The 22,476-nt window shown below is 70.3% G+C and carries 18 protein-coding genes; 8 read left to right on the top strand and 10 right to left on the bottom strand.

What is annotated here, in order from left to right:
* Positions 1 to 505 precede the first annotated feature (505 nt).
* Both C5E05_RS16920 and C5E05_RS16915 read right to left on the bottom strand, forming a co-directional pair.
* Positions 506 to 2,539 (bottom strand): amidohydrolase, encoded by a 2,034-nt coding sequence (locus tag C5E05_RS16920; RefSeq protein WP_219819569.1) that lies wholly within the window; start codon positions 2,537 to 2,539, stop codon positions 506 to 508.
* Between the two features lie 617 nt (positions 2,540 to 3,156).
* Positions 3,157 to 4,008 carry a sugar nucleotide-binding protein gene (locus C5E05_RS16915; protein ID WP_104342574.1) on the bottom strand — a complete coding sequence of 284 codons (852 nt, stop codon included), beginning with the start codon at positions 4,006 to 4,008 and terminating at the stop codon, positions 3,157 to 3,159.
* Positions 4,009 to 4,073: 65 nt separating this feature from the next.
* On the opposite strand from C5E05_RS16915, the gene C5E05_RS16910 reads away from it, so the two are divergent.
* From C5E05_RS16910 to C5E05_RS16900, 3 genes are all read left to right on the top strand, one after another.
* Entirely contained in the window at positions 4,074 to 4,883 is an 810-nt protein-coding gene (locus tag C5E05_RS16910; RefSeq protein WP_104244913.1) for a thymidylate synthase, read from the top strand.
* Positions 4,880 to 5,413, top strand: coding sequence for a dihydrofolate reductase (locus C5E05_RS16905; RefSeq protein WP_104244911.1), 534 nt, complete (start codon positions 4,880 to 4,882; stop codon positions 5,411 to 5,413). The genes C5E05_RS16910 and C5E05_RS16905 overlap by 4 nt, the downstream gene beginning before the upstream one ends.
* Before the next feature lie 165 nt (positions 5,414 to 5,578).
* Complete coding sequence (locus C5E05_RS16900; protein ID WP_146081156.1) at positions 5,579 to 8,161, top strand: helix-turn-helix transcriptional regulator; 2,583 nt, start codon at positions 5,579 to 5,581, stop codon at positions 8,159 to 8,161.
* Here the strand turns inward: C5E05_RS16900 and C5E05_RS16895 are convergent.
* The gene (locus C5E05_RS16895) at positions 8,142 to 9,557 is read right to left on the bottom strand and encodes a glycosyltransferase family 2 protein (RefSeq protein ID WP_104342585.1); all 1,416 of its coding nucleotides are present in this window, start codon (positions 9,555 to 9,557) and stop codon (positions 8,142 to 8,144) included. The genes C5E05_RS16900 and C5E05_RS16895 overlap by 20 nt on opposite strands.
* Before the next feature lie 308 nt (positions 9,558 to 9,865).
* Between C5E05_RS16895 and C5E05_RS16890 the strand changes: the two genes are divergently transcribed.
* From C5E05_RS16890 to C5E05_RS16870, 5 genes are read left to right on the top strand one after another with little or no spacing between them, the layout of a single operon-like run.
* Positions 9,866 to 11,215, top strand: coding sequence for a nucleotide sugar dehydrogenase (locus C5E05_RS16890; RefSeq protein WP_104342572.1), 1,350 nt, complete (start codon positions 9,866 to 9,868; stop codon positions 11,213 to 11,215).
* Between the two features lie 31 nt (positions 11,216 to 11,246).
* Positions 11,247 to 12,275, top strand: coding sequence for an NAD(P)-dependent oxidoreductase (locus tag C5E05_RS16885; RefSeq protein WP_104342571.1), 1,029 nt, complete (start codon positions 11,247 to 11,249; stop codon positions 12,273 to 12,275).
* Complete coding sequence (locus C5E05_RS16880; RefSeq protein WP_181059703.1) at positions 12,272 to 13,087, top strand: hypothetical protein; 816 nt, start codon at positions 12,272 to 12,274, stop codon at positions 13,085 to 13,087. Before C5E05_RS16885 ends, C5E05_RS16880 begins: the two co-directional genes overlap by 4 nt.
* On the top strand, positions 13,059 to 14,492 hold the full coding sequence (locus C5E05_RS16875; protein WP_104342569.1) for a polysaccharide deacetylase family protein: 1,434 nt from the start codon (positions 13,059 to 13,061) through the stop codon (positions 14,490 to 14,492). The genes C5E05_RS16880 and C5E05_RS16875 overlap by 29 nt, the downstream gene beginning before the upstream one ends.
* Positions 14,489 to 15,274 carry a hypothetical protein gene (locus tag C5E05_RS16870; protein ID WP_104342568.1) on the top strand — a complete coding sequence of 262 codons (786 nt, stop codon included), beginning with the start codon at positions 14,489 to 14,491 and terminating at the stop codon, positions 15,272 to 15,274. The genes C5E05_RS16875 and C5E05_RS16870 overlap by 4 nt, the downstream gene beginning before the upstream one ends.
* Before the next feature lie 77 nt (positions 15,275 to 15,351).
* Here the strand turns inward: C5E05_RS16870 and C5E05_RS16865 are convergent, their stop codons facing one another.
* The 7 genes from C5E05_RS16865 to C5E05_RS16835 form a co-directional block, all read right to left on the bottom strand.
* Entirely contained in the window at positions 15,352 to 16,176 is an 825-nt protein-coding gene (locus C5E05_RS16865) for an SDR family NAD(P)-dependent oxidoreductase (protein WP_104342584.1), read from the bottom strand.
* Positions 16,177 to 16,336: 160 nt separating this feature from the next.
* Positions 16,337 to 17,185: a fumarylacetoacetate hydrolase family protein gene (locus C5E05_RS16860; RefSeq protein WP_104342567.1), complete on the bottom strand. Its 849-nt coding sequence runs from the start codon at positions 17,183 to 17,185 to the stop codon at positions 16,337 to 16,339.
* Positions 17,182 to 18,273, bottom strand: coding sequence for an aldo/keto reductase (locus C5E05_RS16855; RefSeq protein ID WP_258064906.1), 1,092 nt, complete (start codon positions 18,271 to 18,273; stop codon positions 17,182 to 17,184). Before C5E05_RS16855 ends, C5E05_RS16860 begins: the two co-directional genes overlap by 4 nt.
* Positions 18,270 to 19,205, bottom strand: a complete 936-nt coding sequence (locus tag C5E05_RS16850) for an amidohydrolase (RefSeq protein WP_104244895.1) — start codon at positions 19,203 to 19,205, stop codon at positions 18,270 to 18,272. The genes C5E05_RS16855 and C5E05_RS16850 overlap by 4 nt, the downstream gene beginning before the upstream one ends.
* Positions 19,202 to 20,149, bottom strand: a complete 948-nt coding sequence (locus C5E05_RS16845) for a carbohydrate ABC transporter permease (RefSeq protein WP_258064905.1) — start codon at positions 20,147 to 20,149, stop codon at positions 19,202 to 19,204. Before C5E05_RS16845 ends, C5E05_RS16850 begins: the two co-directional genes overlap by 4 nt.
* The gene (locus tag C5E05_RS16840; RefSeq protein WP_228496640.1) at positions 20,142 to 21,113 is read right to left on the bottom strand and encodes a carbohydrate ABC transporter permease; all 972 of its coding nucleotides are present in this window, start codon (positions 21,111 to 21,113) and stop codon (positions 20,142 to 20,144) included. The genes C5E05_RS16845 and C5E05_RS16840 overlap by 8 nt, the downstream gene beginning before the upstream one ends.
* The gene (locus C5E05_RS16835) at positions 21,110 to 22,474 is read right to left on the bottom strand and encodes an ABC transporter substrate-binding protein (RefSeq protein ID WP_104244893.1); all 1,365 of its coding nucleotides are present in this window, start codon (positions 22,472 to 22,474) and stop codon (positions 21,110 to 21,112) included. The genes C5E05_RS16840 and C5E05_RS16835 overlap by 4 nt, the downstream gene beginning before the upstream one ends.
* Positions 22,475 to 22,476: the final 2 nt, after the last annotated feature.

Below are 22,476 nucleotides of genomic sequence, written 5' to 3'. Positions count from 1 at the left end.
TCCGGCTCGGGCTCGGCGGGCCCTGGCTCGGGCTCCACTGCAGCAGCAGCAGCAGCAGCGGCAGCGGCAGCGGCAGCGCGCCTCGGAGTTGTGGCCAAGTGCTCCCCACCCCGCCCCCGACCGCACCAAGCCACAACTCTGTGGGAGCGGACGCGGTTCCACAGAGCGCGAGCGATCAAAGAGTTGTGGGCAAGCGCTGCCCATCCCGCCCCCAACCGCAACGAGCCACAACTCCGCGGACGCGGATGCGCACACGGACGAACCCCGGCCGCCACGCAGACGCCCCTCCCGCAGAGAGTTGTGGGGAGATGCCGCTTACCCCGGCCCCAACCGCACCAGGCCACAACTCTGGCGGGCCGGCGCGCGCGGCCCGGCACGCAAGACTCGGCACACAACCGCGCGCGGCCCGGCCCGCGAGAATCCGCACGCGAGACCCGGCCCGCCAGGACCGGCCCCGCCAGGCCCCGCACGCGAGACGCTGCCCGCCAGGCCCGGCCCGCGCGACTCAGCAGCCGTGCCCCGTGTGGCCGCGTGCCGCGTGGTGGACGTGCGGCGCGGGGTCGCTGGCGTGCGCCGCGGCGAGGAACTCCGGCAGGTCGACGCGCGCCCCATCCACCCACGTTCCGAGGACCTGCACACGCTCCGCGAGGTAGCGGGGCGTCACCTCGTACGGGTCGGCGCTCAGCTCCACGAAGTCGGCGAGCTTGCCCACCGCGATCGATCCGACGAGATGCTCCCGGTGGAGGGTGCGGGCCGCGTCGATCGTGTGGGCCTTGAGGGCCGCATCCACCGAGATCGCCTGCTGCGGGGCGTGGATGCGCCCGCTGCTCGTGCGCCGGGTCACGGCAGTCTGCACGTTCAGGATGGGTGCCGGCGGGGACACGGAGCCGTCGTTGTGCAGGGACACCACGACCCCCGCCTCGACCGCCTCGGTGAACGCCTGCCAGCGCGCGCCGTGCTCGGGCGCGAACATGTGCCCGTCGAGGAGGTCGCCCCAGAAGTAGTACTGGAACGGCGCGAGCGAGACGTGGACGCCGAGGCGCGCGGCCCGCTCGAACTGCTCGCGGCGCCCAGCCCCCGCGTGCTCGATGCGCCAACGGTGGTCGGTGCCGAGCAGACCGTGCTCGGCGAGCGCGCGCTCGTATGCGTCGAGAGCGAAGTCGATGGCCAGGTCGCCGTTCGCGTGGAACGACATCTGCCAGCCGAGCGGCGCGCAACGGTCGAGGATCGCATCCACCTGTGCTCGCGAGTAGTTCATGGCGGATGCGCCACCCGCCGTCGCGGGGTCGATGCCCGCTCGCTCGGTCGCCTCGCTCGCGACGTAGGGGAAGGAGGTGGCGACGTTGCCGATCCACGGGGACCCATCGGTCCAGAGCTTCACGCCCTGCTTGACGAGTCGCTCCTCCCCCGCGGAAAACGTTGCGGAAGCCCCCGGATCTGCGGCGGTCGACACCTCCCACAGGCTCACGCGCAGAGGCGAAGACGGCATGACGGCGAGCGCCTCGTAGGCGGGGGCGAGGTCGGCGGAGAACGTCATGTCGGACGTCGAGGTGATGCCGGCGCGCGCCATGAGGGCGTAGTACTCGGCTGCGCTGCCGAGAGGGTTGCCGCCGAGCTGCTGCATGACGGGGCCCAGCACGGCCGTGTTGGCGGGGATCTCGTACGAGATGCCGATGAGCGCGCCGTCGGCGTCGCGCGCGAACGATCCCCCGATCGGGTCGGCGGGCGGATGCGCGTCCCAGCCGCGACTGCGAATGAGCGCCGACGTGAACGAGCAGGCGTGCCCCGAGTTGTCGACGACCACAGCGATCCGGTCGCCGAAGATCTCATCGAGGTCGGCGGCCGTCGGGGCCGGGCGACCGTGCAGGAGCGCATCGAAGCCGTTGAAGAGCAGGGGAAGACCCGCGTCGTTCTCCGCCATCGCCTGCGAGAAGATGCTGAGCACGTCGCTCCAGCGCGGCGCCTTCCACGGCGCGATCGACAGCGCCGGGAGCTGCGTGGCGAGTCCGCTCAGGAACGGGTGGCTGTGCGGGTCGATGAAGCCGGGCATGAGCACGGGCGCGCCGCTATCGAGCACCGGGGCGCCCGGCAGAACCTCCGAGCACTCGGCGAGCGTGCCGACGGCGACGATCTTCGCGCCGGCGACCGCGACCGCGGATGCACGCGGCAGCTGCGCATCCATCGTCACGATCGTGCCGGCGGTGAGGATGAACGCGTCAGCGTCAGCGTCAGCGTCAGCGTCAGCGAACGCGGGAACGGGCTGCCCGGGAACGGGCTGCCCGGGAACGGGCTGCCCGGGAACGGGCTGCCCGGGAACGGGCTGCCCGGGAACGGGCTGCCCGGGAACGGGCTGCCCGGAGTCGGGCACCGCGGGAACGTGCTGTCCTAAAACGGGGTGCCCGAGAACCTGCTGCTCCGGAACAGGTTGCCCGGAAACGGGCTGTCCCAGAACAGACTGCCCGGAGTCGGGCACCGATGGTGAGCTGGACGCGGGTGAGGGCACACCCGCGGTCTCGTCGGGGGCTTCTGGCTCGGGCATGCGACTCCTTCGGGCGTCGCCCTTGGTGACGGGCGACGAGTGCGGGGTGGAGCTCGGGGGCGGAGCAGGCGCCTCGCGGCGACGCCACCAGTATGCCGCGCACCGGCATCGCTGCCGCGCGCGTCGCTTCTCCCGAACTCGCGCTGGCGACCGCGCCGTCCGCACCAAGCTGTGCGCACCAAGCAACCCGCACCCCGCCATCCCCCAACCCGCGCCCGGGCATCCGGCGTGCCCGCCAAGCTCGGCGCGCACGCCCAAAGCGCAGTTGTGGTCGTCAAGATCGCGCCAGAACGACCACAACTCAACTCTGGACAAGTGGGGGAAGCACACGAGGCATGGGCAGAAGGGGCCCGCGCAGGGCGGGCGGACCGGGAGGGGCACGCGAAGTCGTGGCGCAGCGGGAGAACTGCGGCGGATGCGGCGGCGGGCCGCGCGCACGCCCAAAGCGGACTTGTGGTCGTCAAGAACGCGCCAGAACGACCACAACTCAACCCTGCGCGGAACGGGGAGGGACGCGCATAGCCAGGAAGCAGCGGAAGGGCACGCGGAACGGGGAGGGACGCGCGAAGGCCGGGCGAAGACGGGCAGGCGCAGCGGGAGAGCGGCGGCGGACGGGGTCAGGCCGCGCGCAGGCGCACCATCTCGGCGTAGCCGTCACGGTAGCCGGGGTAGTCGAGGGCGCCGAGGAATGCAAGCATCCGCTCGCCGCTCAGCAGGGTGCCGCCGGCCTCTTCCGGGTGGATGCGCGGGGGCGCATCCACGCCCAGCTCGCCTGCCACGAAGGTCGCGACCTCGCCGAGGGAAACCGGGCTGGCGTCGGTCGCGTGCAGCAGCTGGGGCGCGTCTGCCCGCTCGAGGAGCGCCTCGATGGCACGCACGAGGTCGGTCTCGTGCACCCGATTCGTCCGACGGGCGTACTGGATCGGGTCGCCAGCGAGCACACGCCGGATGAGGCTGTCCCGCCCCGGGCCGTAGATTCCCGATGGCCGCACGACGGTGGCGCCGAACAGCTCGACCGCGCGTCGCTCGCCGTCGACGAGCGCGCGGCCCCGGTCCGAGGTCGGTTCCGGCGCGTCCGTCTCGCTGATCGAGGAGCCGTCGCCCCTGCCCTCGAACACGCGCGTCGACGACACGAACACGACCCGCTCCGGGATGCTCGGCAGGCCCGCTGCGAGCGTCTCGAGGGAGCGCCGGTAGCCGTCGGGCGCGACGACGCCGTCCACAGAGGGCGGCGGGAGCGTGATGACCAGCGCGTCGACGCCGGGCAGGCTGAGGGGCGCGGCGCCCGAGTCGGCAAGGTCAGCGCGGATGAGCTCGACGCCTGCGCCTGCCACGCGCTCGCCGCGCCGCACGCCGAGCACCTCGGTGCCGCGGGCCGCGTACCGCTCCCCCAGCCGCGCACCGAGCTTGCCGAAGCCGGCGATCAGCAGACGTTCGGGCTTGGACGGGGAGGCTGCGGGGGTGCTCATGCCACGAGCGTAGGTCGCGCCTCCCGCGAGATGCCCCAGAGGGCGCCGAGGCGTATCCTCGGGACGTGACTTCGGAGATCAAGACCCCGTACGAAGACCTGCTGCGCGACGTGCTCGAGACCGGCGCCCGCAAGTCCGACCGCACCGGCACGGGGACGCGCAGCGTGTTCGGCCGCCAGCTTCGGTTCGATCTGTCGGAGAGCTTCCCGCTCATCACGACGAAGCGCGTGCACTTCAAGTCCATCGCGTACGAGCTGCTGTGGTTCCTCCGCGGAGACTCGAACGTGCGCTGGCTGCAGGAGCGCGGCGTGAAGATCTGGGACGAGTGGGCCGACGAGAACGGCGACCTCGGCCCCGTCTACGGCGTGCAGTGGCGCTCCTGGCCGACCCCCGAGGGCGGCCACATCGACCAGATCGAGCAGGTCGTCGCGCAGATCCGCGACAACCCCGACTCCCGCCGCCACATCGTCACGGCCTGGAACCCGGCCGAGATCTCCACCATGGCGCTGCCCCCGTGCCACGCCCTTTTCCAGTTCTACGTCGCCGACGGCAAGCTCTCCTGCCAGCTGTACCAGCGCAGCGCCGACCTGTTCCTCGGCGTGCCGTTCAACATCGCCTCCTACGCCATGCTGACGCTCATGGTGGCGCAGCAGACGGGGCTCGAGCCCGGTGAGTTCGTGTGGACGGGCGGCGACGTGCACATCTACGACAACCACGAGGAGCAGGTGCGGGAGCAGCTGACGCGCGACCCGTACCCGTACCCGCAGCTGCGGGTCCACCGCACCCCCGACACGATCTTCGACTACGAGTTCGAGGACTTCGAGGTCGCGAACTACGAGCACCACCCCACGATCCGCGCGGCGATCGCGGTATGAGCGTCGGGCTCGTCTGGGCGCAGGCGCGCGGCGGCGTGATCGGGGCCGAGGGCGGCATCCCCTGGCACGTGCCCGAGGACCTGGCGCACTTCAAGGCCGTCACGCTCAAGCATCCCGTGATCATGGGCCGCAAGACCTGGGACTCGCTCCCGGAACGCTTCCGTCCGCTGCCGGGGCGTCGGAATATCGTCGTGACACGGCAGGCTGACTGGGCCGCAGAGGGGGCCGAGCGCGCCGGTTCACTCGAGGAGGCGCTCGCCCTCGCGGGCACGAGCACGAATGCAAACGCCGACGCCAATGCAAACGCCGACGCCGACGTGTGGGTCATGGGCGGCGGTGAGCTCTACCGGGAGGCCATCGCGCGCGCCGACCGCCTCGAGGTGACCGAGATCGACCTCGACGTCCCTGGCGACGCGCACGCCCCCGACTGGTCTGGCGAGGAGTGGTCGGTGGACGCCCGCGAGCCGTCGGAGGGCTGGCTCACCTCGCGCACCGGCATCCGGTACAGGTTCCTCAGCCTGTCCCGCTAGGCCAGGCCTGCAGGGTTGCTGGGCACCTCTACCCCGGGGTGAAACCCGGGGTGACTACATGAGTCTGCATGCAACGGCATCTAAACTCATCGCACACCGGAAGCGACGATCCCCGCCACTCCCCCTCCTGATCGATACGCCACCGGTGGGAGAGTGGACGCAGCCATGCTGGGACGAAACCGCGAACTGGCGCTTCTCTCGGCGGTGCGCTCGGAGGACGCGGAGGACTTCCTGCTCTTCACCGGCCCACGGCAGATCGGCAAGACGAGCCTGCTCGAGGCTGGCGCGGCAGATCTCGGCGCGAAGCTCATCCGGCTGAGACGGAGCGAGAGCCAATGGCCGTACTCGGGGCTGTCGGTCATCGCGCTCAGCCTCGGCGGGCCGGCCCAGGAGAGCATCGAGAAGCAGCTCGCGCTGGTCAGAGCCGAGCGACTGCACCCGCTGCACCTCGCCGACGAGTTCGCAGGGCAGCTCCGCGCGAACGCGGCTCCCCTCACCCTCTTCGTCGACGACATCGACCTGCTCGACTCCGACAGCGCTGCAGTGCTCGAGCACCTCGTGCCGCGCCTCCCTGGCACCGGGTTGCGCATCGCCGCGTCAGCGACGCACATCGCTCGCAGCTCGGTCTTCGCCGGGTTCCGCCAGCATCCGCTTCGCGCCCTCTCCCGGGAGGAGTCCGTGGAGGTCGCTGCGACCGCATCCCCCGACGGCACGACCCGGGAGGCGCTCATGCTCCTCGCTGTGGCCTCCGATGGCCGCCCGGGGCTGATCGTCTCGGCCAGGCTCAATCAGCGTGAGCGCGACGGCGTCGACCCGATCCGCATCCCGCTCCGAATTCCCAACGCCGTCGCCCCCGAGGCGGCGTCCCACACCGCTCGCGACTCCGACGACCTCCTGGGGCTCATCGCCCTGGCCCCGTTCTCTTCCCGAACCGCCCTCAGCAGCTCGTCCTGGGCGCAGCAGGACGCACTCGAGGACCTCATCGAGCACGGCATCGTCGATGTCTCGGACGACCGCGTGCACATCGCCGATCCGGTGGAGCGCGCCGCGCTGCACGCCGCGATGGATGCCCGCCAGCGGCGGGAGGTGCACGCGCTCGGCAAGGAGCTTCATAACGAGCGTTCGTCCGGCATCGCCCTCTGGCACGGGAGCTTCCTCGATGGCGGCGAGAACCTCGAGTTGGATCTGCTCGGCTTCGCCGAGGCATCGGCCAGGGCCGGAGAGGTCGCCACGGCGGTGGAGTTCGCGGAGCGGGCGCTCGCGCTGCGCAGCATGCTGCCGGGTCGCGGCGACCTGCTCTCCCTCCTCGCCGAGGCCTTGTTCTTCCAGGGCGAGTTCAGCCTGGCCCGCCGCTACCTGGGGTTCGGGCGTTCCCTGCAGCACTCGCCTGCGGGTGAGCTCCGCGCGGCGAGGGTCAGCATGCTCTGCACGTTCGCGATCGACCACGTCATCGCCGACTCGGCAGGCGCCGCTCTCGTGCAGACCCACCGCGCGAGCGCCCCCGAGGCGTGCTCGATCCTCCTCATCACCCTCGCCCGACTGCACCTCGAGCGGTGGGACGCCCAACCGCTCGAGCTCACCCTCCGACGCACGGTCGAGCTGCAGCTCGTCGACTCCCTGGCTTACCGGCTCCTCGCCACGATCGCAGCTGCCAGCGACGGCGAAGCTCCGGTGCTCGCCGGTGGCGAACCCGAGCAGCAACTGTCCGGTGCAATCCACGACCGCTCGCCCCTCCCCGCAGAAGATGCCTTCCTGCTCTGCCGCATCCTGATCCTCGACGAGCGCTACGTGGAGGCGCGGCGTATCCTCGACGACCTCACCGCGGCTGGGCCGCTGCCGCTCCTCCTCCGCGAATCCGCGCTCGCGCTGCTCACCATGCTCGAGCTGCGACTCGGCAACCTCCTCAAGCTGAGACAGGCCCTCACCCTGTGGACCACGCTCGAGATGCCAGAGCCAGCACCGGATGCACCGCGCAGGTACCTGATCGCGGCGGCCGCCGCGATGCTCGAGCAGAGCCCCTCGACTCGGGTGAACGAGCTCATCGACCGGGCACGCGAGCAGTGCGATCAGGACGACAACAGCACGCTGCGCCCGCACGTCGCGGTGCTCGCCGGCAGCCGGGCCCTCATCGAGGGCAGGTACGACGATGCCATCCGGGAGCTGCGGCTCGCGAAGCGCTCGCAGGCATCGTTCCGGCGGAACCCGTCCATCCTTCGAGCGGATGCGGAACTCATCGAGTCCCTCTGGCTCGCGGGGAGGCACGACGAGGCAGGCGAGGAGCTGCGTCGGCTGGAGGCCGCCTCCAGAGAGCACCCCTCCACGTGGGCGACCGCCGCCGCAGCTCGGTCCGCCGCGGTCTGCGCCCCCACGGACGCACTCGCAGCGCTCGCCTTCGATGTCGCCGGGGCCCTGGTCCCGGATGGAATCACGCACACGCACGAGCACGCGCGAGTCCTCGCGGCGCGCCGCCGACGATTAGAGGAGCCGCCGCCGACCGCTCCGCCAGACGCAGCACGGGCAGCCCAGCCCGCGCCGCAACGCAAGGGAGCCTCAGCGCTCATCTCACAGCTGGACACCCGCGAGCTCGAACTCGCTCAGCTCGTCTGGAGCGGCCACCGCAACCGTGAAATCGCCGGCATCCTGTTCGTGTCGCAGCGCACCGTCGAGCTCCGCCTCACCCGCATCTACCGCAAGCTCGGCGTCGACTCCAGGGCGCGCCTCGTGGCACTCATGTCGCTGCTCGTCTGACGACCTCAGCCACTGCCCGGTCCGGGGCCAGGGCCGAGTCCGGGGTCGGGTCCACGCTGCGAGCCTCGATCGCCGGGATGCTCCGCCTGGTCGGGCTGATCCAGCGGCCGTCGCCGGCCGCCCCGAACGCTCGCACGAAGGTGAGCATGCAGACCGCCGCATCCACGATGCGCAGGAGCGGGAAGCAGAGCGCCGCCGCGTTCGGGAGCCGCCGCGACAGCACCGCGGCGATGAGGGTCACGCACAGGTCGGGGACGAGGAGGCCGAGCAGCACGATCACCGGCGGGACCGCCCCCGCGATGGCCACGGCCCACTCGAACCCTGCACCGCCGAGGCGCGCGACGTCGGCGAGCAGCCAGGCAAGGGTCGACAGCAGCAGCATCGGCAGCGCGAGCACCAGGATGATGCTCGTCACGAGCACCTCCACGATGCTGATCCCGACGGAGAACCAGAACACCCCGACGTGCGCGCCGTGCCGGCGGACCGTCTGCCAGAAGCCGAGACTCCAGCGCCGCATCTGCAGCACGTAGTCCCGCAGCGTGTCCGGATCCTGCGTCTCGGCGACCGCACAGCTCGGATGGAACGCGATGCGCCCGAGCCGCTTCGCGTGCACCTCGAAGGTCATGTTGTAGTCCTCGATCGCCAGCCCCGCCGCATCGATGTCGACGGAGTCGAGGATGCTCGTGCGGTACATGCTCGCGAACCCGGGGACGATGGCGACCGCATTCGCTCGCCTCGACGCCTGGCCGAACTTCTGCATGCACTGCACGAACACGTAGGTGCGTTCCCGGTAGGCGGTGAGCAGGCGCCCCAGCCAGGTCTCCGGGCGCGGATGCAGTGCACTCGTCGCTCTCCCCGCCACCGCGACCGTGCCAGCGTCGTCGAAGAGCGGCAGGCCCGTCAGCAGGTAGTCGGGTCTGAGCCTGCTGTCGGCGTCGAGCAGCAGCACCACCTGGAACCGGTCCCGGAGGGAGAACCTCGAGATGCCCTCGACCAGCGCACCGGCCTTGCCCCGGTTCGGGAAGATGTCGATCACCTGCACCCCCGCGGCTTCCGCGAGCGCGACCGTGCCATCCGTCGAGCCGTCCGAGGCGACGAAGATGTTCGCGGCCGGGACCTGGGCTGCGGCCGAACGGATGGTGTCGCCGATGACCAGCTCCTCGTTGTGGGCGGCGATCAGCACGGCAACGTCGCTCGGCTCCAGCCGCCGGGGGGCGCGGCGCTCACCGCTGCCCACGCTTCCCCCCGCGCTCGAGTGGTGCGCACCGTCGCGCTGCCACACTCGAGCCGCGACGATCCGCAGCAGCCCAGCGCCCGACCACAGCACTGTGGAGAGGCTGAAGCTGGCGGCGATCAGGGCCACGAGCACCACCAGCTTCGGGAGTTCGTCGAGCATCCGCGTCATCACCTCGCTGTGATCGGCCTTGTGGCAGGCGGCTGTTCCGCTGCTCCCCGCGTCCGAATCGCTTCGTCGCCCTCCCGACGGTAGATGCTCATCGCGTTCATGAGACCGCAATGCCGCTTCGGTTTCCCGCAAGAAATGGAGGCCCCTCTCGGAAAGCCGCCAACCTCTCGGTCGGCTGTTGATCGCCGGTGCGGGCGGGGCCATGCTGTTGACGCGGAGCGAGTCAACGCCGACCGCCGCACCCATCTGCAGCGCCCTTTCCCCAGAGGGCGGTGCTCTGTCGATTCTGGAGACTCCCCATGACCACCTTCGAGAGCGGCCCCGCGGTCGCGATCTCCCTCAGTCCGGTGCCCCTCGCTCAGGATGTGCGGCCTCCGGCCACGCAGACGAGCTTCGACTACGACGTGGCCATCGTCGGCCTCGGCTACGTCGGCCTCCCCACCGCTCTCGCCTACCACGCAGCCGGCAGCCGCGTCCTGGCGCTCGATGTCTCGCAGCGCCGGCTCTCCACGATCCGGGCGCAGGATGCGGATCTCCTCGACGGCGATCGTTTGCGACTCGCCACCGCACTCCAGGACGAGGGCTTCGCGCTCACCGACGACCAGGAGCTGCTGAGCAGGGCCGCCGCCATCGTGGTGTGCGTGCCCACCCCAGTCGATGTGCACCTCGTCCCCGACCTGAGCCTCCTCGCCGCCGCAGCCGCGACCGCCGTTGCCGCAGCCGTCGTGGGGCAGCTGCTCATGCTCACCTCGACCACCTACATCGGCTGCACCGAGGACTTCCTCGTCACGCCGCTCCGCAAGCGCGGCCTGGCAGTCGGCAGCGACGTCCACGTCGTGTTCAGCGCCGAGCGCATCAACCCTGGCGTCGACCAGTTCTCCCAGGAGGTCGTGCCCCGCGTCGTCGGCGGCGCCACCCCCGCCTGCGAGGAAGCGGGCGCCACCCTCCTGGGCCGCTACGCGGACGCCGTGCACCGCGTCTCGAGCCTCGAGGTGGCCGAGATGACGAAGATCCTGGAGAACACCTTCAGGGCCGTCAACATCGCCCTCGCCAACGAGTTCGCCGACATCTGCTCCAGTCTCGGAGTACCCGTCACCGAGGTCATCGACGCGGCCGCCACCAAGCCGTACGGCTTCATGCCCTTCTACCCGGGCCCCGGCGTGGGCGGCCACTGCATCCCCTGCGACCCCCACTATCTGCTCTGGCAGCTCAAGGAGGAGCGCGTCGATGCGCCCATGATCGCCCAGGCGATGACGCGGATCGCGGCACGGCCGAGGCAGGTCGTCGACCGCATCCGCCACCTGCTCCTGCAGCTGGGGCTCGGCCTCGAGGGCACCAGAGTGCACGTCGTCGGGATCGCCTACAAGCCCGACGTCGCCGACCTGCGCGAGTCCCCGGCGCTCGAGATCCTCTCGCACCTGGACGCGCTCGGCGTCGACCTCGCCTACACGGACTCGCACATCCCGAGCGCGCTGCTCCACTCGGGCAGGCTCCTCGAATCGGTCGACGACCCCAGCTCGTTCGACGCTGACCTCATCCTCATCCACACGAGGCACACGGGAGAGGACCTGTCCTGGATACGCGCAGACCAGGTCATCCTCGACAGCACCTACCGGGGCACCGACCTGCCCGGCCGCCACCTCCTCTGACCCGCGACGAGAACAGCGAAAGGCAACGACCATGAGAACACTCGTGACGGGAGGCGCCGGCTTCGTCGGCAGCCACCTCGTGGAACATCTGCTGGCTCAGGGCGACGACGTCGTCATCCTCGACGACATGTCGACGGGGTCCGTCGGCAACCTCATCGAAGCGCGCTCCAACCCGCGGCTCACGATCACCTACGGCTCGATCCTCGACTCGAGGAGCGTGCGCGAGGCGATCGACGGCTGCGACCGGGTCTTCCATCTCGCAGCCCTCGTCGGGGTGAAGCTCATCGTCGAGAACCCCCTTCGAGGGCTGCGTGTCAACCTCCACGGCACCGAGAACGTGCTCAACGCCGCCGTGGGAAGCGGCGCCTCGGTTCTCCTCGTGTCCACGAGCGAGATCTACGGCAAGAACACGGCAGACAGCCTCGACGAGAACAGCGACCGGATCCTCGGCTCCCCGCTCGCCAGCCGCTGGAACTACGCGGCCGCGAAGGGGCTCGACGAGTCCTTCGCGAAGGCCTACTCCGACGAGTACAACCTCGACGTGTCCATCGTCCGCCTGTTCAACACCGTCGGCGAGCGGCAGACCGGCAGGTACGGCATGGTTGTCCCCAACCTCATCACGCAGGCGCTTCGAGGAGAGCCGGTCACCGTCTTCGGCGACGGCGCGCAGACCCGCTGCTTCAGCTACGTCGGGGACATCGTGCCAGCTATGGTGCGGATCGCGGAGCTCGCGGAACCCGGATGCGAGGCGTACAACCTCGGCGGGGCGCAGGAGGTGTCCGTGCTCGGGCTCGCGCGGCAGATCATCACGCAGCTCGGCAGCGACAGCACCATCGAGTTCGTGCCGTACGCCCTGGCATACGCGACCGGCTTCGAGGACATGCGCAGGCGCGTCCCGAACAACACCAAGGCCACGAACCGGGTCGGCTACGTGCCCAGCACGACGCTCGCCGAGATCGTCGACCGCGTCGCCGGCTACGTCCGCTCCCAGGGGGCTCGCTCCGCCGACGTCATGCGTCTCGCGAACCGGGAGCCGGCGACCCCCGTCGGTCGATCGTGAGCGCCATCGTCGCCCGCATCGGGGCGGGCCAGGCAGCACCGCGCCTCATCAGCGCCCTGCGTCGGCAGTCGGGGCCAGGGCACTCCCTCGCCGGGTTGACGCTCAGCGACTACCGCGGGGCGAGCACGACGCTCGTCAGGACGGCGATCGGCGCCCACACCAACCGCCCGCTCGAGCGGATCGACGTGCCCCCGGCACTCCAGGAGTGCGGGTCCGGCATCGGCGTCATCGTCGCCGACGCGTCAGAGGCCGCGACCGACTCCCGCCAGCCCGCCACGGACTGCACGGGCGGCATCACGGTCGTCCACACGGGCGGCATCCGCAACGCGAGAGCCCTCGGCGACGAGCTGCTCGCCGCCGGACACCACCCACGCTCGGGCCACGACTCCTGGTCGTGCGCCGAGATCATCGCGCATCTCGTCGAGGAGGGCATCCGACGCCGGCTCTCCGCGCACTCAGCACTCGACCTCGCCGTGGCCCGCCTCGACGGGAACTGCGGCATCATCGTCCTCGAAGCCGGCCGCGGGCACCTTGCCGCTGCCGCCCACGGCTCCCCGCTCGTCCACGCCAGGACCGCCAACGAGGCGTTCATCGCGAGCGACGTGGACGCGCTCCCCGCGCACATCCACGAGTTCCGCATCCTCGGCGACGGCTACAGCATCGAGGCCCGACATCTCGCGGACCGGTGGCGGCGCCGCGGCCGCGAGCTCTCCTCACCCCAGCTGCACAGCAGGATCTCGGAGATGCCGTCTCCCCCGATGCCCCTGAGAGGACCCCAGAGCAGTGCGCGCGTCCCGGCTCCGGCCGCGTGAGGCGGGCGGCAGACGCGCCAAGCTCGCGGACGCCATGTCGGCCGCGGCGGCGCTCTGCGCCGCGCTGCTGCTGAGCTGGGCCGGACCGCCGCCGGCCGAAGCCGCGACCGCTCCGTGGACCATCGTCAGCCTCACCTTCGACGACGGCCGCGACAACCAGATGAACGCCGCCCCCGTGCTCGCCGCGAACGGCGTGCCAGCGACGTTCTTCGTCTCATCCGGACTCATCGATGCGCCCGGCTACTTCACGCGCGCCGAGCTCGACGAGCTGGCCCGTGCCGGCCACGAGATCGGCGGGCACACCGTCGACCATCCCAACCTCGCGGCCCTCCCGCTCGACGAGGCGAAACGCCAGCTGTGCTGGGACAGGAACACGCTCCTCACCTGGGGGTACGACGTGCGCAGCCTCGCGTATCCGTTCGCCTCCACCACCCCGGAGGTCGAAGCGGCGGCCGAGGAATGCGGCTACTCCAGCGCTCGCTCGCTCGGAGAGCTCCGCACCCGATTCGGGTGCGAGCAGTGCGCCGAAGCCGAGAGCATCCCGCCCAGGAACGCCTTCTACACCGAGGCACCCGCGCAGGTCGACAGCAGCTGGACCCTCGAAGACCTGCAGGACAGCGTCACGAGCGCCGAATCCGTCGGCGGATGGGTGCAGCTCACCTTCCACGACCTCTGCGAGACCGGCTGCAGCGAGCTCAACGTCACCCCGAAGCTCCTCGACGACTTCCTCAGATGGCTGACGCCCCGCGCCGAGACGAACGGCACGGTCGTGCAGACCGTCGGCGACACCATCGGCGGCGACGTCCGCCCCCGGGGCGACGCCCCGGAAGCAGCCCCAGCACCGCCCGGCGTCAACGCCATCAAGAACGCGGGCTTCGAAGGCGTCGACGCCGACGGGGTTCCCGCCTGCTGGATGGAGGGCAGCTGGGGAGAGAACGCGACCGACTTCGGCACCAGCCGAGCCGCCAACTCCGGCGAGTACGCCGGCATCGTCGCCACCGTCAGACACGCCTCCGGCGACGCGAAGCTCCTCCCCCAACTCGACCTCGGGACCTGCGCGCCCACCGTCCTGCCTGGCACCTCCTACTCGCTGCGCGCCTGGTACTCCTCGACCGCCAAGACCCAGTTCGTCACCTACCTGCGCACGGCAGAGGGCAGCTGGGAGTACTGGACCGCGAGCCCCTACCTGCACGCCGCATCCGGGTACGAGCGCGCCATCTGGATGACGCCGCCCATCCCGCCCGGCTACACGGGCATGAGCTTCGGCCTGAGCCTCTTCGAAGACGGCGTGCTGCGCGTCGACGACGTCGGCATGTACGCCGCAGGCGGCACCCCGGGGTCGCAGCGGATGCCGCCGGGCGCCGCTCCCGGCGGCATCCGGCCCGGCGCGGCGGTCGCCGTATGAAGCGCGCCCGCCGAAGCGGCATCACGGCAGCCGTGCTCCTGCTCGCGCTCGTCGGCTGCGCGGCCGCGCCCGCCCCTACCGCTACCCCCGCCTCCGCGCCGCGGGAGCTCCCGAGCGGCCAGTACCCGTGGCACACGAACATCATCGCGACGACCTTCTGGGTCGGCGAGCTCTTCGACCCGAACGCGTCCGACGGGAGCCAGATGATCTCCACCTACGACTCCCAGTGGTACGAGTCGTATGGCGGCTGCGATGGCCTCCTCATCAACGGGCCGAACGAGACGAGCACCTGCCAGACCGAGCGACGCAGCGCCGACGACGACTACTTCCCAACGCAGATCACGCCGCTGCAGAACCCCTTCTACCTCGACCTCCCCTTCGACGACGTGCACAACGACGCCGCCTTCGCGATGCGCGGCGACGTCGTCCCCTGGGCGTCGGACCCCGAGTATGCGGGCATCGTCGACGACCGCACGGTGAGCCTCATGAAGAACCGCTGGGTGGTGCTCCACCGCGACGGCCGGTACTGCTACGCGCAGATCCAGGACGCCGGCCCCGCCCTCTACGACGACGCCCGCTATGTCTTCGGCGACGCCGACGAGCGCCCCGCGAACACCCGCTTCAATGGGGCGGGCCTCGACGTCTCCCCCGCCGTCAACGGCTGCCTCGCATTCGACTCTCTGAACGGCACGAACGACCGCGTCGACTGGGCATTCGTCGACGCCGAAGAGGTGCCGGACGGGCCGTGGACCGTCACGGTCACCACCAGCGGCGTGCAGTGAGCGGCGTCCGGTGAGGAGAGCGGGGCGCTCGCCGCTCGCGCCTCACCGAATGCGCCTCACCGGACGCACCGTCCGAGTCACGCCTGCACGGGTCTCACTCGGAGCCCGCCGAAGCCCCCGTCGACCGACAGGACGCTGCCCGTCGTCGACGCGGAGAGCGGCGACGCGAGGTACGCGACCGCCCCTGCCACCTCGGCCGGCGTGACGAGCCTGCCCGTCGGCTGGCGGGCGTTCATGGCGGCGCGTTCCGCTTCCGGATCGGCGACGTTCGCGACCATCCGCTGCACCCAGGGCGTGTCGGTCGTGCCCGGCGAGACGGCGTTGACGCGGATGCCGTCGTGCACGTGGTCGGCCGCCATCGCGAGCGTCAGCGCGTGAACGGCGCCCTTCGTCGCCGAGTACAGCGCGCGCTGCTGGATTCCCGTCGTCGCGGCGATCGAGGTGAGGTTCACGATGGCCGCCGCGTCCGACTCGCGCAACGCCGGCATCGCTGCCGCACACAAGCGGGCGACGCCCCGAACGTTGACGTCGAGCACGCGCGCCCAGTCGTCGTCGCTCGAGTCCTCGACCGTGCCGAAGGCGCCGATGCCCGCGCAGTTCACGACGACGTCGAGTCGCCCGAAGCGGTCGAGCACGGCCGCGACCCCGGCATCCACCGAGGCCCGGTCGGACACGTCGACGCTCACGCCGAGTGCGGGCCCTGCGACCGAGGCCCCGTTGAGGTCGAACACGGCGAGCTGCGCGCCGCGAGCCAGCAGCTCCTCCGCGACGGCGGCACCGATCCCGGATGCGCCGCCCGTGACGATCGCGACCCTCCCGCCGAATTCTCCGTCGCGGTCGGTCCCGCCGCTGCTCCTGCTGTCGCCGCCGCTCACGCCGCCACCCCCGCGCGCGACGAGCATCCCGCTGCCTCCGAGCATCCCGCTGTTTGCGGATGGCTTCCGCGCTTCGGGATGGCGTGCAAGCCATCCCGAAGCGCGAAACCCATCCGCAGACGGCTCGTGACGACAGCGCCGGGGACCGCGGACGCAGACGCCGACGCCGACGCGGACGCGGACGCGATCACGAGGCGTCCTCGAAGCGCTGGCGGGCGGTGCCGAGGCCGTCGATGGACAGCTCGACGACGTCACCGTCGCGCAGGTAGGGGTTGCCCCCGATGCCGAGGGCGACACCGGCGGGAGTGCCCGTGTTGATGAGGTCGCCCGGCTGCAGCACCATGAACTGGCTGAGGTACCAGACGACGTGGTTGACGTCGAAGACCTGGTCGGCGGTCGTGCCGTTCTGCCGCGGGACGCCGTTGACGCTGAGGCGGAGGCCGAGGGACTGCACATCGGCGATCTCGTCCGGCGTCGCGACCCACGGGCCGAGGGGGTTGAAGGTCTCGCAGCTCTTGCCCTTGTCCCACTGGCCGCCGCGTTCGAGCTGGAACTCGCGCTCGCTGACGTCGTGGGAGAGCACGTAGCCGCCGATGACGGCGGCGGCGTCGTCCGGCGAGGCGAGGTAGCGGGCCTCTCGGGCGATGACGATGCCGAGCTCCACTTCCCAGTCGGTCTTGACGGAGGTGCGGGGGATGCGCACGGCGTCGAAGGGGCCGACGATCGTCGACGGGTCCTTCATGAAGATGACGGGTTCCTCTGGGATGGCGGCGCCGGTCTCTTCGGCGTGGTCGCGGTAGTTGAGGCCGATGCAGACGATCTTCCCGGGGCGCGCGATGGGGGCCGCGAGATCGAGGCCCTCGAGCTCACGGCCGACGGTGCCGAGGGCGGCCGCTTCGAGTTCGCCGAGCTCGTCGTCGGAGCGGGCGAGGAGCGCGCCGTCGACCCGGTCGACGCCGGCGAGGTCGTAGACGTGGTCGCCGTCGACGATGCCTGGCACGACTCGGTTGCCGTCACGGCGCTGAACGAATCTCACTTGGGGTCCTCCTGGTGGTCGGTGGTGAAGCTTCTCGGGTCGATGAGCCTGTGGTCGGCGAGGTCGCGCCAGAGTTCGTCCGGCACGGCGACGGATGCGCGTCTGAGGTTGTCGTGCACCTGGGCCTCGTTGCGCATGCCGAGGGCGATGCCGGCGACGGCGGGGTGCTGCAGAGGGAACGCGAGTGCCGCATCCGGGAGCGTGACGCCGTGCCGCTCGCAGAGCTCGGCGATGCGGTGCACCCGCTCGAGCACCTCCGGCGGGGCCGGCAGGTAGTTGTAGACGGCGTCCGGTCCTGGGCGTGGGGTCGAGAGGAGGCCCGAGTTGTAGACGCCGACCGCGATGACGGAGGCGCCGGAGCGCCTGGCGGGTTCGAGGACGGCGTCGAGGCCTGGCTGCTCGAGGAGCGTGTAGCGGCCGGCGAGCATGGCGACGTCGATGAGGCGCTCGTCGAAGAGCTCGCCGAGCTGGTGGGTCTCGTTGGTGCCGACGCCGATGGCACCCACGACGCCTTCGTCGCGCAGCTCGCGGAGCGTCACGAGCGCTTCGCGAGCGGCGCCTTCGCTGAACGCGTCGGGGTCGTGCACGAAGACGATGTCGACGCGGTCGGTGCCGAGCCGTTCGAGGCTGCCCTCGAGGCTCTGGAGCACGCCGTCTCGGCTGAAGTCCCAGGCACGTGTGAGGTCGTCGGGCACGACGAACCCGTCATCGACGCCCGTCGGGTTCGGGTTGGGCACCAGCAGGCGGCCGACCTTCGTCGAGATGACGAGCTCTTCGCGCGGGTAGGCCGCGAGGGCCGCGCCGAGGCGCCGCTCCGAGAGCCCGAGCCCGTAGTGCGGTGCCGTGTCGAAGAAGCGGATGCCCGCTTCCCACGCCGCCGTGACTGCTCCTGCCGCTTCCTCGTCACCCGTCTCGCGGTAGAGGTTGCCGAGGGAGGCGGCGCCGAAGCCGATGCGGCTCACGCGCACGTCGGTCTCGCCGAGGCGTCGCCGTTCGAGGCCTCCGCCGTTTGCTCGCGAGTCGGCGGGGGCGGCTGCGGACTCCAGAGGTCCGACCCCGATCCCGGCAGAGCCGTCGGCGGCGCTCACGACGCCACCCCGCTCATTCCGTAGACACGCTCGGCGGTGCCGGCGTCGATCTGCCGCTGCTCGTCGGCGCTGAGGGCGGACGTGGCGGATCGATACGCGTCGATCCAGCCCCGGTAGCCACCACGCGTGAGGCGCACGAGCGGCCAGTCGGAGCCGAACATGAGGCGGGACGGTCCGAACAGCTCGAGCGCGGGGTCGATCGCGCGCTCGAGCGCCTCCTGCGACCAGTCGCCCCAGTCGTCCTCGATCGTGAGGCCGGAGACCTTGGCGGCGACGTTCGGCAGCGCCGCGAGCTGCCGCAGGCCCGCGTTCCAGGCGTCGAGCTGCCCCGTCGACAGGGGCGGCTTGCCGAGGTGGTCGAGCACGAAGCTCGTGTCAGGCACGCGCGCAGCGAGCCGGGCCGCCTGCTCGAGCTGCCACGGCCGGATCACGAGGTCGAACGCGAGCGACCGCGCGCCCAGCTCGGCGAGACCGTCGGCGACGTCGTCGCGCGAGAGCCAGCGCTCGTCCTCGTCGATGTGCACGGGGTGGCGGATGCCGACCAGCTTCGACGAGCCCGCGTGCCCGCTGAGCGCATCCAGCTGGATGCGCACGCCCGCAGCTCCGGCCCGCAGGTCAACCCAGCCCACGACTCCGGCGAGCTCCGGGGTGCGCTGAGCCTCGTCGAAGAGGTAGTCGTTCTCGATGAGGGCGCGGTCGGACTGCACGACCACGGCGCGCGAGATGCCCGCCTCGCGCAGCTGCTCCGACAGGTGGTCGCCCGAGAAGTCCCGGTCGATGGCCGACATCGAGTCAGGGTCGATCCAGGTCTGCGGCACAAGCGAGCGGTCCCAGAGGTGCACGTGCGTGTCGACGGGGATGCGCGCCGCGAGCTCGCGGACTCCGCCGCCGCCGGGACCCGCATCCACTGCGGAGAGCGTCTCGCCGTTCATCCCTTCGTGCCGCCCGCGGTCATCCCGGAGACGAGGAAGCGCTGCGAGAACAGGAAGATGATGACGATCGGCGCAACCGAGAGCAGCGTCGCGAGGGCCAGCGTCGGCAGCTCGATGACGATGCTCGTGGCCGTCGTGGGGTTGAACTGGGGCACGTTCGAGAGCAGGTTGGCGAGGCCGACCTGCACCGGCACGTTCTTGCCGCCGACCATGAGGAACGGCAGGAAGTAGTTGTTCCAGTTGCCCGTGAAGCTGAAGAACCCGACCAGGGCGATGACGGGCGCCGCGAGCGGCATCGCGACCTGCGCGAAGACCCGCAGCTCGCTCGCACCGTCGATGCGCGCCGCATCCAGCAGGTCACGCGAGACGGCCGTCGAGAAGTAGATGTAGGTCAGGTACACGCCGAAGGGGAAGAACGAGAAGGGCAGGATCACGGCGAGCGGCGACCCGATGAGCTTCACCGCGCTCAGCTCGAGGAAGATCGGCAGCACCAGTGCCGTGTTGGGGATGAGCATGACGATGAGCGTCACGAGCAGCAGCGCCTTGCGGCCAGGGAAGTTGCCGAGCGCGAGCGCGTAGCCGGCGGGAACGCTCACGATGAGCGTGATCACGAGCGCGCCGAACGAGTACAGGGCCGAGTTGCCGATCCACGTGAGGAAGATGCCGTTCTGGAACCTGAAGAGCTGCTCCCAGTTCGCGGCCAGCTGCTCGAACGAGCCGAACGACATGGGGTTCTCGAGCAGCAGCGAACGCGCATCCTTGGTGCCCGCGAGCAGCAGCCACACGATGGGCAGCAGGAAGAACACGACGAACGAGGCGATGACGGCGCCGAGCACGACGCGCATGATCCACTCGCCCGGCGTCAGCTTGCGGGCGAGCGCCTTGGTGACGGGATGCGCCGTGTCCTGGTGCTCGACGTTCCTGGTGTGCACGGTGTCAGTCACGTTCGAACAGCTTTCCCTTGAGGATGAAGACCGTCGAGAGCGCGAGGGCGACGACGAGCAGCGTGATGGAGATGGCGGCCGAGCCGGAGAAGTCGCCCTGCTTGAACGCGTAGAGGTACGCGAGCTGGTTGAGCGAGTAGTCCTCTGGCACGACGCCGCGGCTGGCCTGCGAGAGCACTCGCGGCTCGACGAAGAGCTGCGTTCCCGCGGCGAGCGACATGATGCCCATGTAGGAGATCCACTTGGTCATCATGGGCAGCTGGATGTAGAGGGCGACCTGGAGCGGGTTGGCTCCGTCGACCCTGGCGGCTTCGATGACCTCGTTGCTGATGTTGTTGAGGGCGCCGTACATGATGACGATCCAGCTGCCAGCGCCGGTCCAGAACGCGATGACCGTGAAGACGATGGGCAGGTTGTCGATGGAGACGGTGCGGATGAGCGAGTCGTAGCCCATCGCGCGCAGCAGGCCGGCGACGGGGCTGACGGTCGGGTCGAGCAGGAACAGCCAGAGCATGACGCTCGACGCTCCTGCGATGGCTCCTGGGATGTAGTACAGGAAGCGGATGCTCACGCTCAGCCACTTGGCGCGGATCGAGTGCACGATGATCGCCAGGAACGTCACGAGGATGATGAGGCTGATGAGCCAGAACACGATGTAGAGCGTGACGTGGCCGACGGCGGGCAGGAATCGGTAGTCGCCGAAGACCCGCACGAAGTTGTCGATTCCGACGAAGACGCCGTCCTTGGTGATGGACAGGAAGACCGCGTAGAGGGTCGGGATGATCCCGAAGGCGAGGAGGAGCAGGACGTAGCCGCTGATGAAGACGTAGCCGAAGCGGGTCTCGTTCGCGAGCGGGTTGGCGGCGCGCTTGCGCTTCGCCGTGCGTGGTTTTTTCGGCCCCGCCGGGTCGGCGTCGCTCAGGAGAGCGGCGCCGACCGCGGGTGCAGCCTGGGTGGAGGTCATTCGGCGGCCGTGTACCCGTTCACCTGTGCTTCGTTGAGCACTTCGGTCTGCCAGTCCGGGAGGACCGACTCGATGGTCTTGCCGTCTGCGATCGCCGGCATGACGGTGGTCGCCCAGGCGGTCTCCGGACTGAATCGCGCGGATGCCCAGCCGCTCCAGATGCTGCCGCCGGCGTCGATCATCTGCTGCTCGAAGCCGTCGATGAAGTAGTTGGTCTCGGCGAGCTTGCCGAGCCATCCCTCCGCGGCGGAGGAGTAGGCGGGGTAGCCGCTCGAGAGCTCGACCTGGAACTCGGGGGCGCTCACCGCGAACTCGAGGAACGTCTTGACCGATTCGAGGTTCTGCGTGTGGCTCGAGGCGTACCAGATGCCGCCGCCGACGTTGCCGGTGGCGATCTCCTCGCCCTCCCAGGCGAGGGGAGCTGCCACGCCGAGCTGACCTTCCGGGACCTGAAGGGCGCTCTGGAAGACGGCGCCCGTGTACCAGACCGGCCCGGGCATGACGACGACCTTGTCGGCGTACTTGGACGTGAACTCGGCGCTGAAGACGCTGTCCTGAACGATCGTGCCGTTGGCGATCATCTTGTCGAGGATCTTGCTGATCTCGACGGAGTTCGAGGCCTCCATGTCGGCGACGAAGGTGTCGCCTTCGGTCTGGAAGACGGGTGACTGCGTGCCCTGGTAGTAGACGTAGGGCATGAAGGCGTCGCCGACGCTGCCGAGGATGTAGCCGGGGTGCTCTGCCGCGAGCTTGTCGCCGAGCTCTCCGTACTCCTCCCACGTGGTGGGCACCTCGTAGCCGAACTGGTCGAGCAGCGGCTGGTTGTAGTAGGTGACGACCTGCGCGAGGTCGTTGCGGAGCCCGTAGACGGTGTCATCGATCGTGGAGGGGTCGAGGGCGCCTGCGGAGAAGCCGTCGAGGAACTCCTGGTCGAAGAAGCCCTGGTTGAGGGGAGCCGCGAAGCCCTGCCCGCCACCCGGCGCGGGCTGCGAGGCCCACGAGGCATCGTTCTGCTGGGTGGAGAACACCACGTCGGGCCAGCCCTCGCCGGCCTGGTCCATGAGGGCGATGCGGGTTTGGAAGGTGCCGCTGCCGCCGGCGTTGCCGTCGTAGACCTCGTACTCGATCGGGACGTCGGGGTTGGCTTCCTTGAAGGCGGCGATGGCCGGCTCGCGGGCCGCGTCGACCCAGACCATGATGGGACTGTCAGCGACCTGCTCTGCAGTCGCGAAGCCGTACTCGCTGTTGACTTCGCCGCCGGCTCCCCCGGAGCATCCGGCGAGCAGGAGAGCTGAGGCAGCAGCTGCCGCGATGGTGGCGATGCGCCTGCTGCGGCGCTTCTGGGACGAATCTTGCAACATTG

The organism is Pseudoclavibacter sp. AY1H1 (genome assembly GCF_002931055.1).
GTDB lineage: Bacteria > Actinomycetota > Actinomycetes > Actinomycetales > Microbacteriaceae > Pseudoclavibacter.
This window is presented reverse-complemented; position numbering and strand designations above follow the sequence as displayed.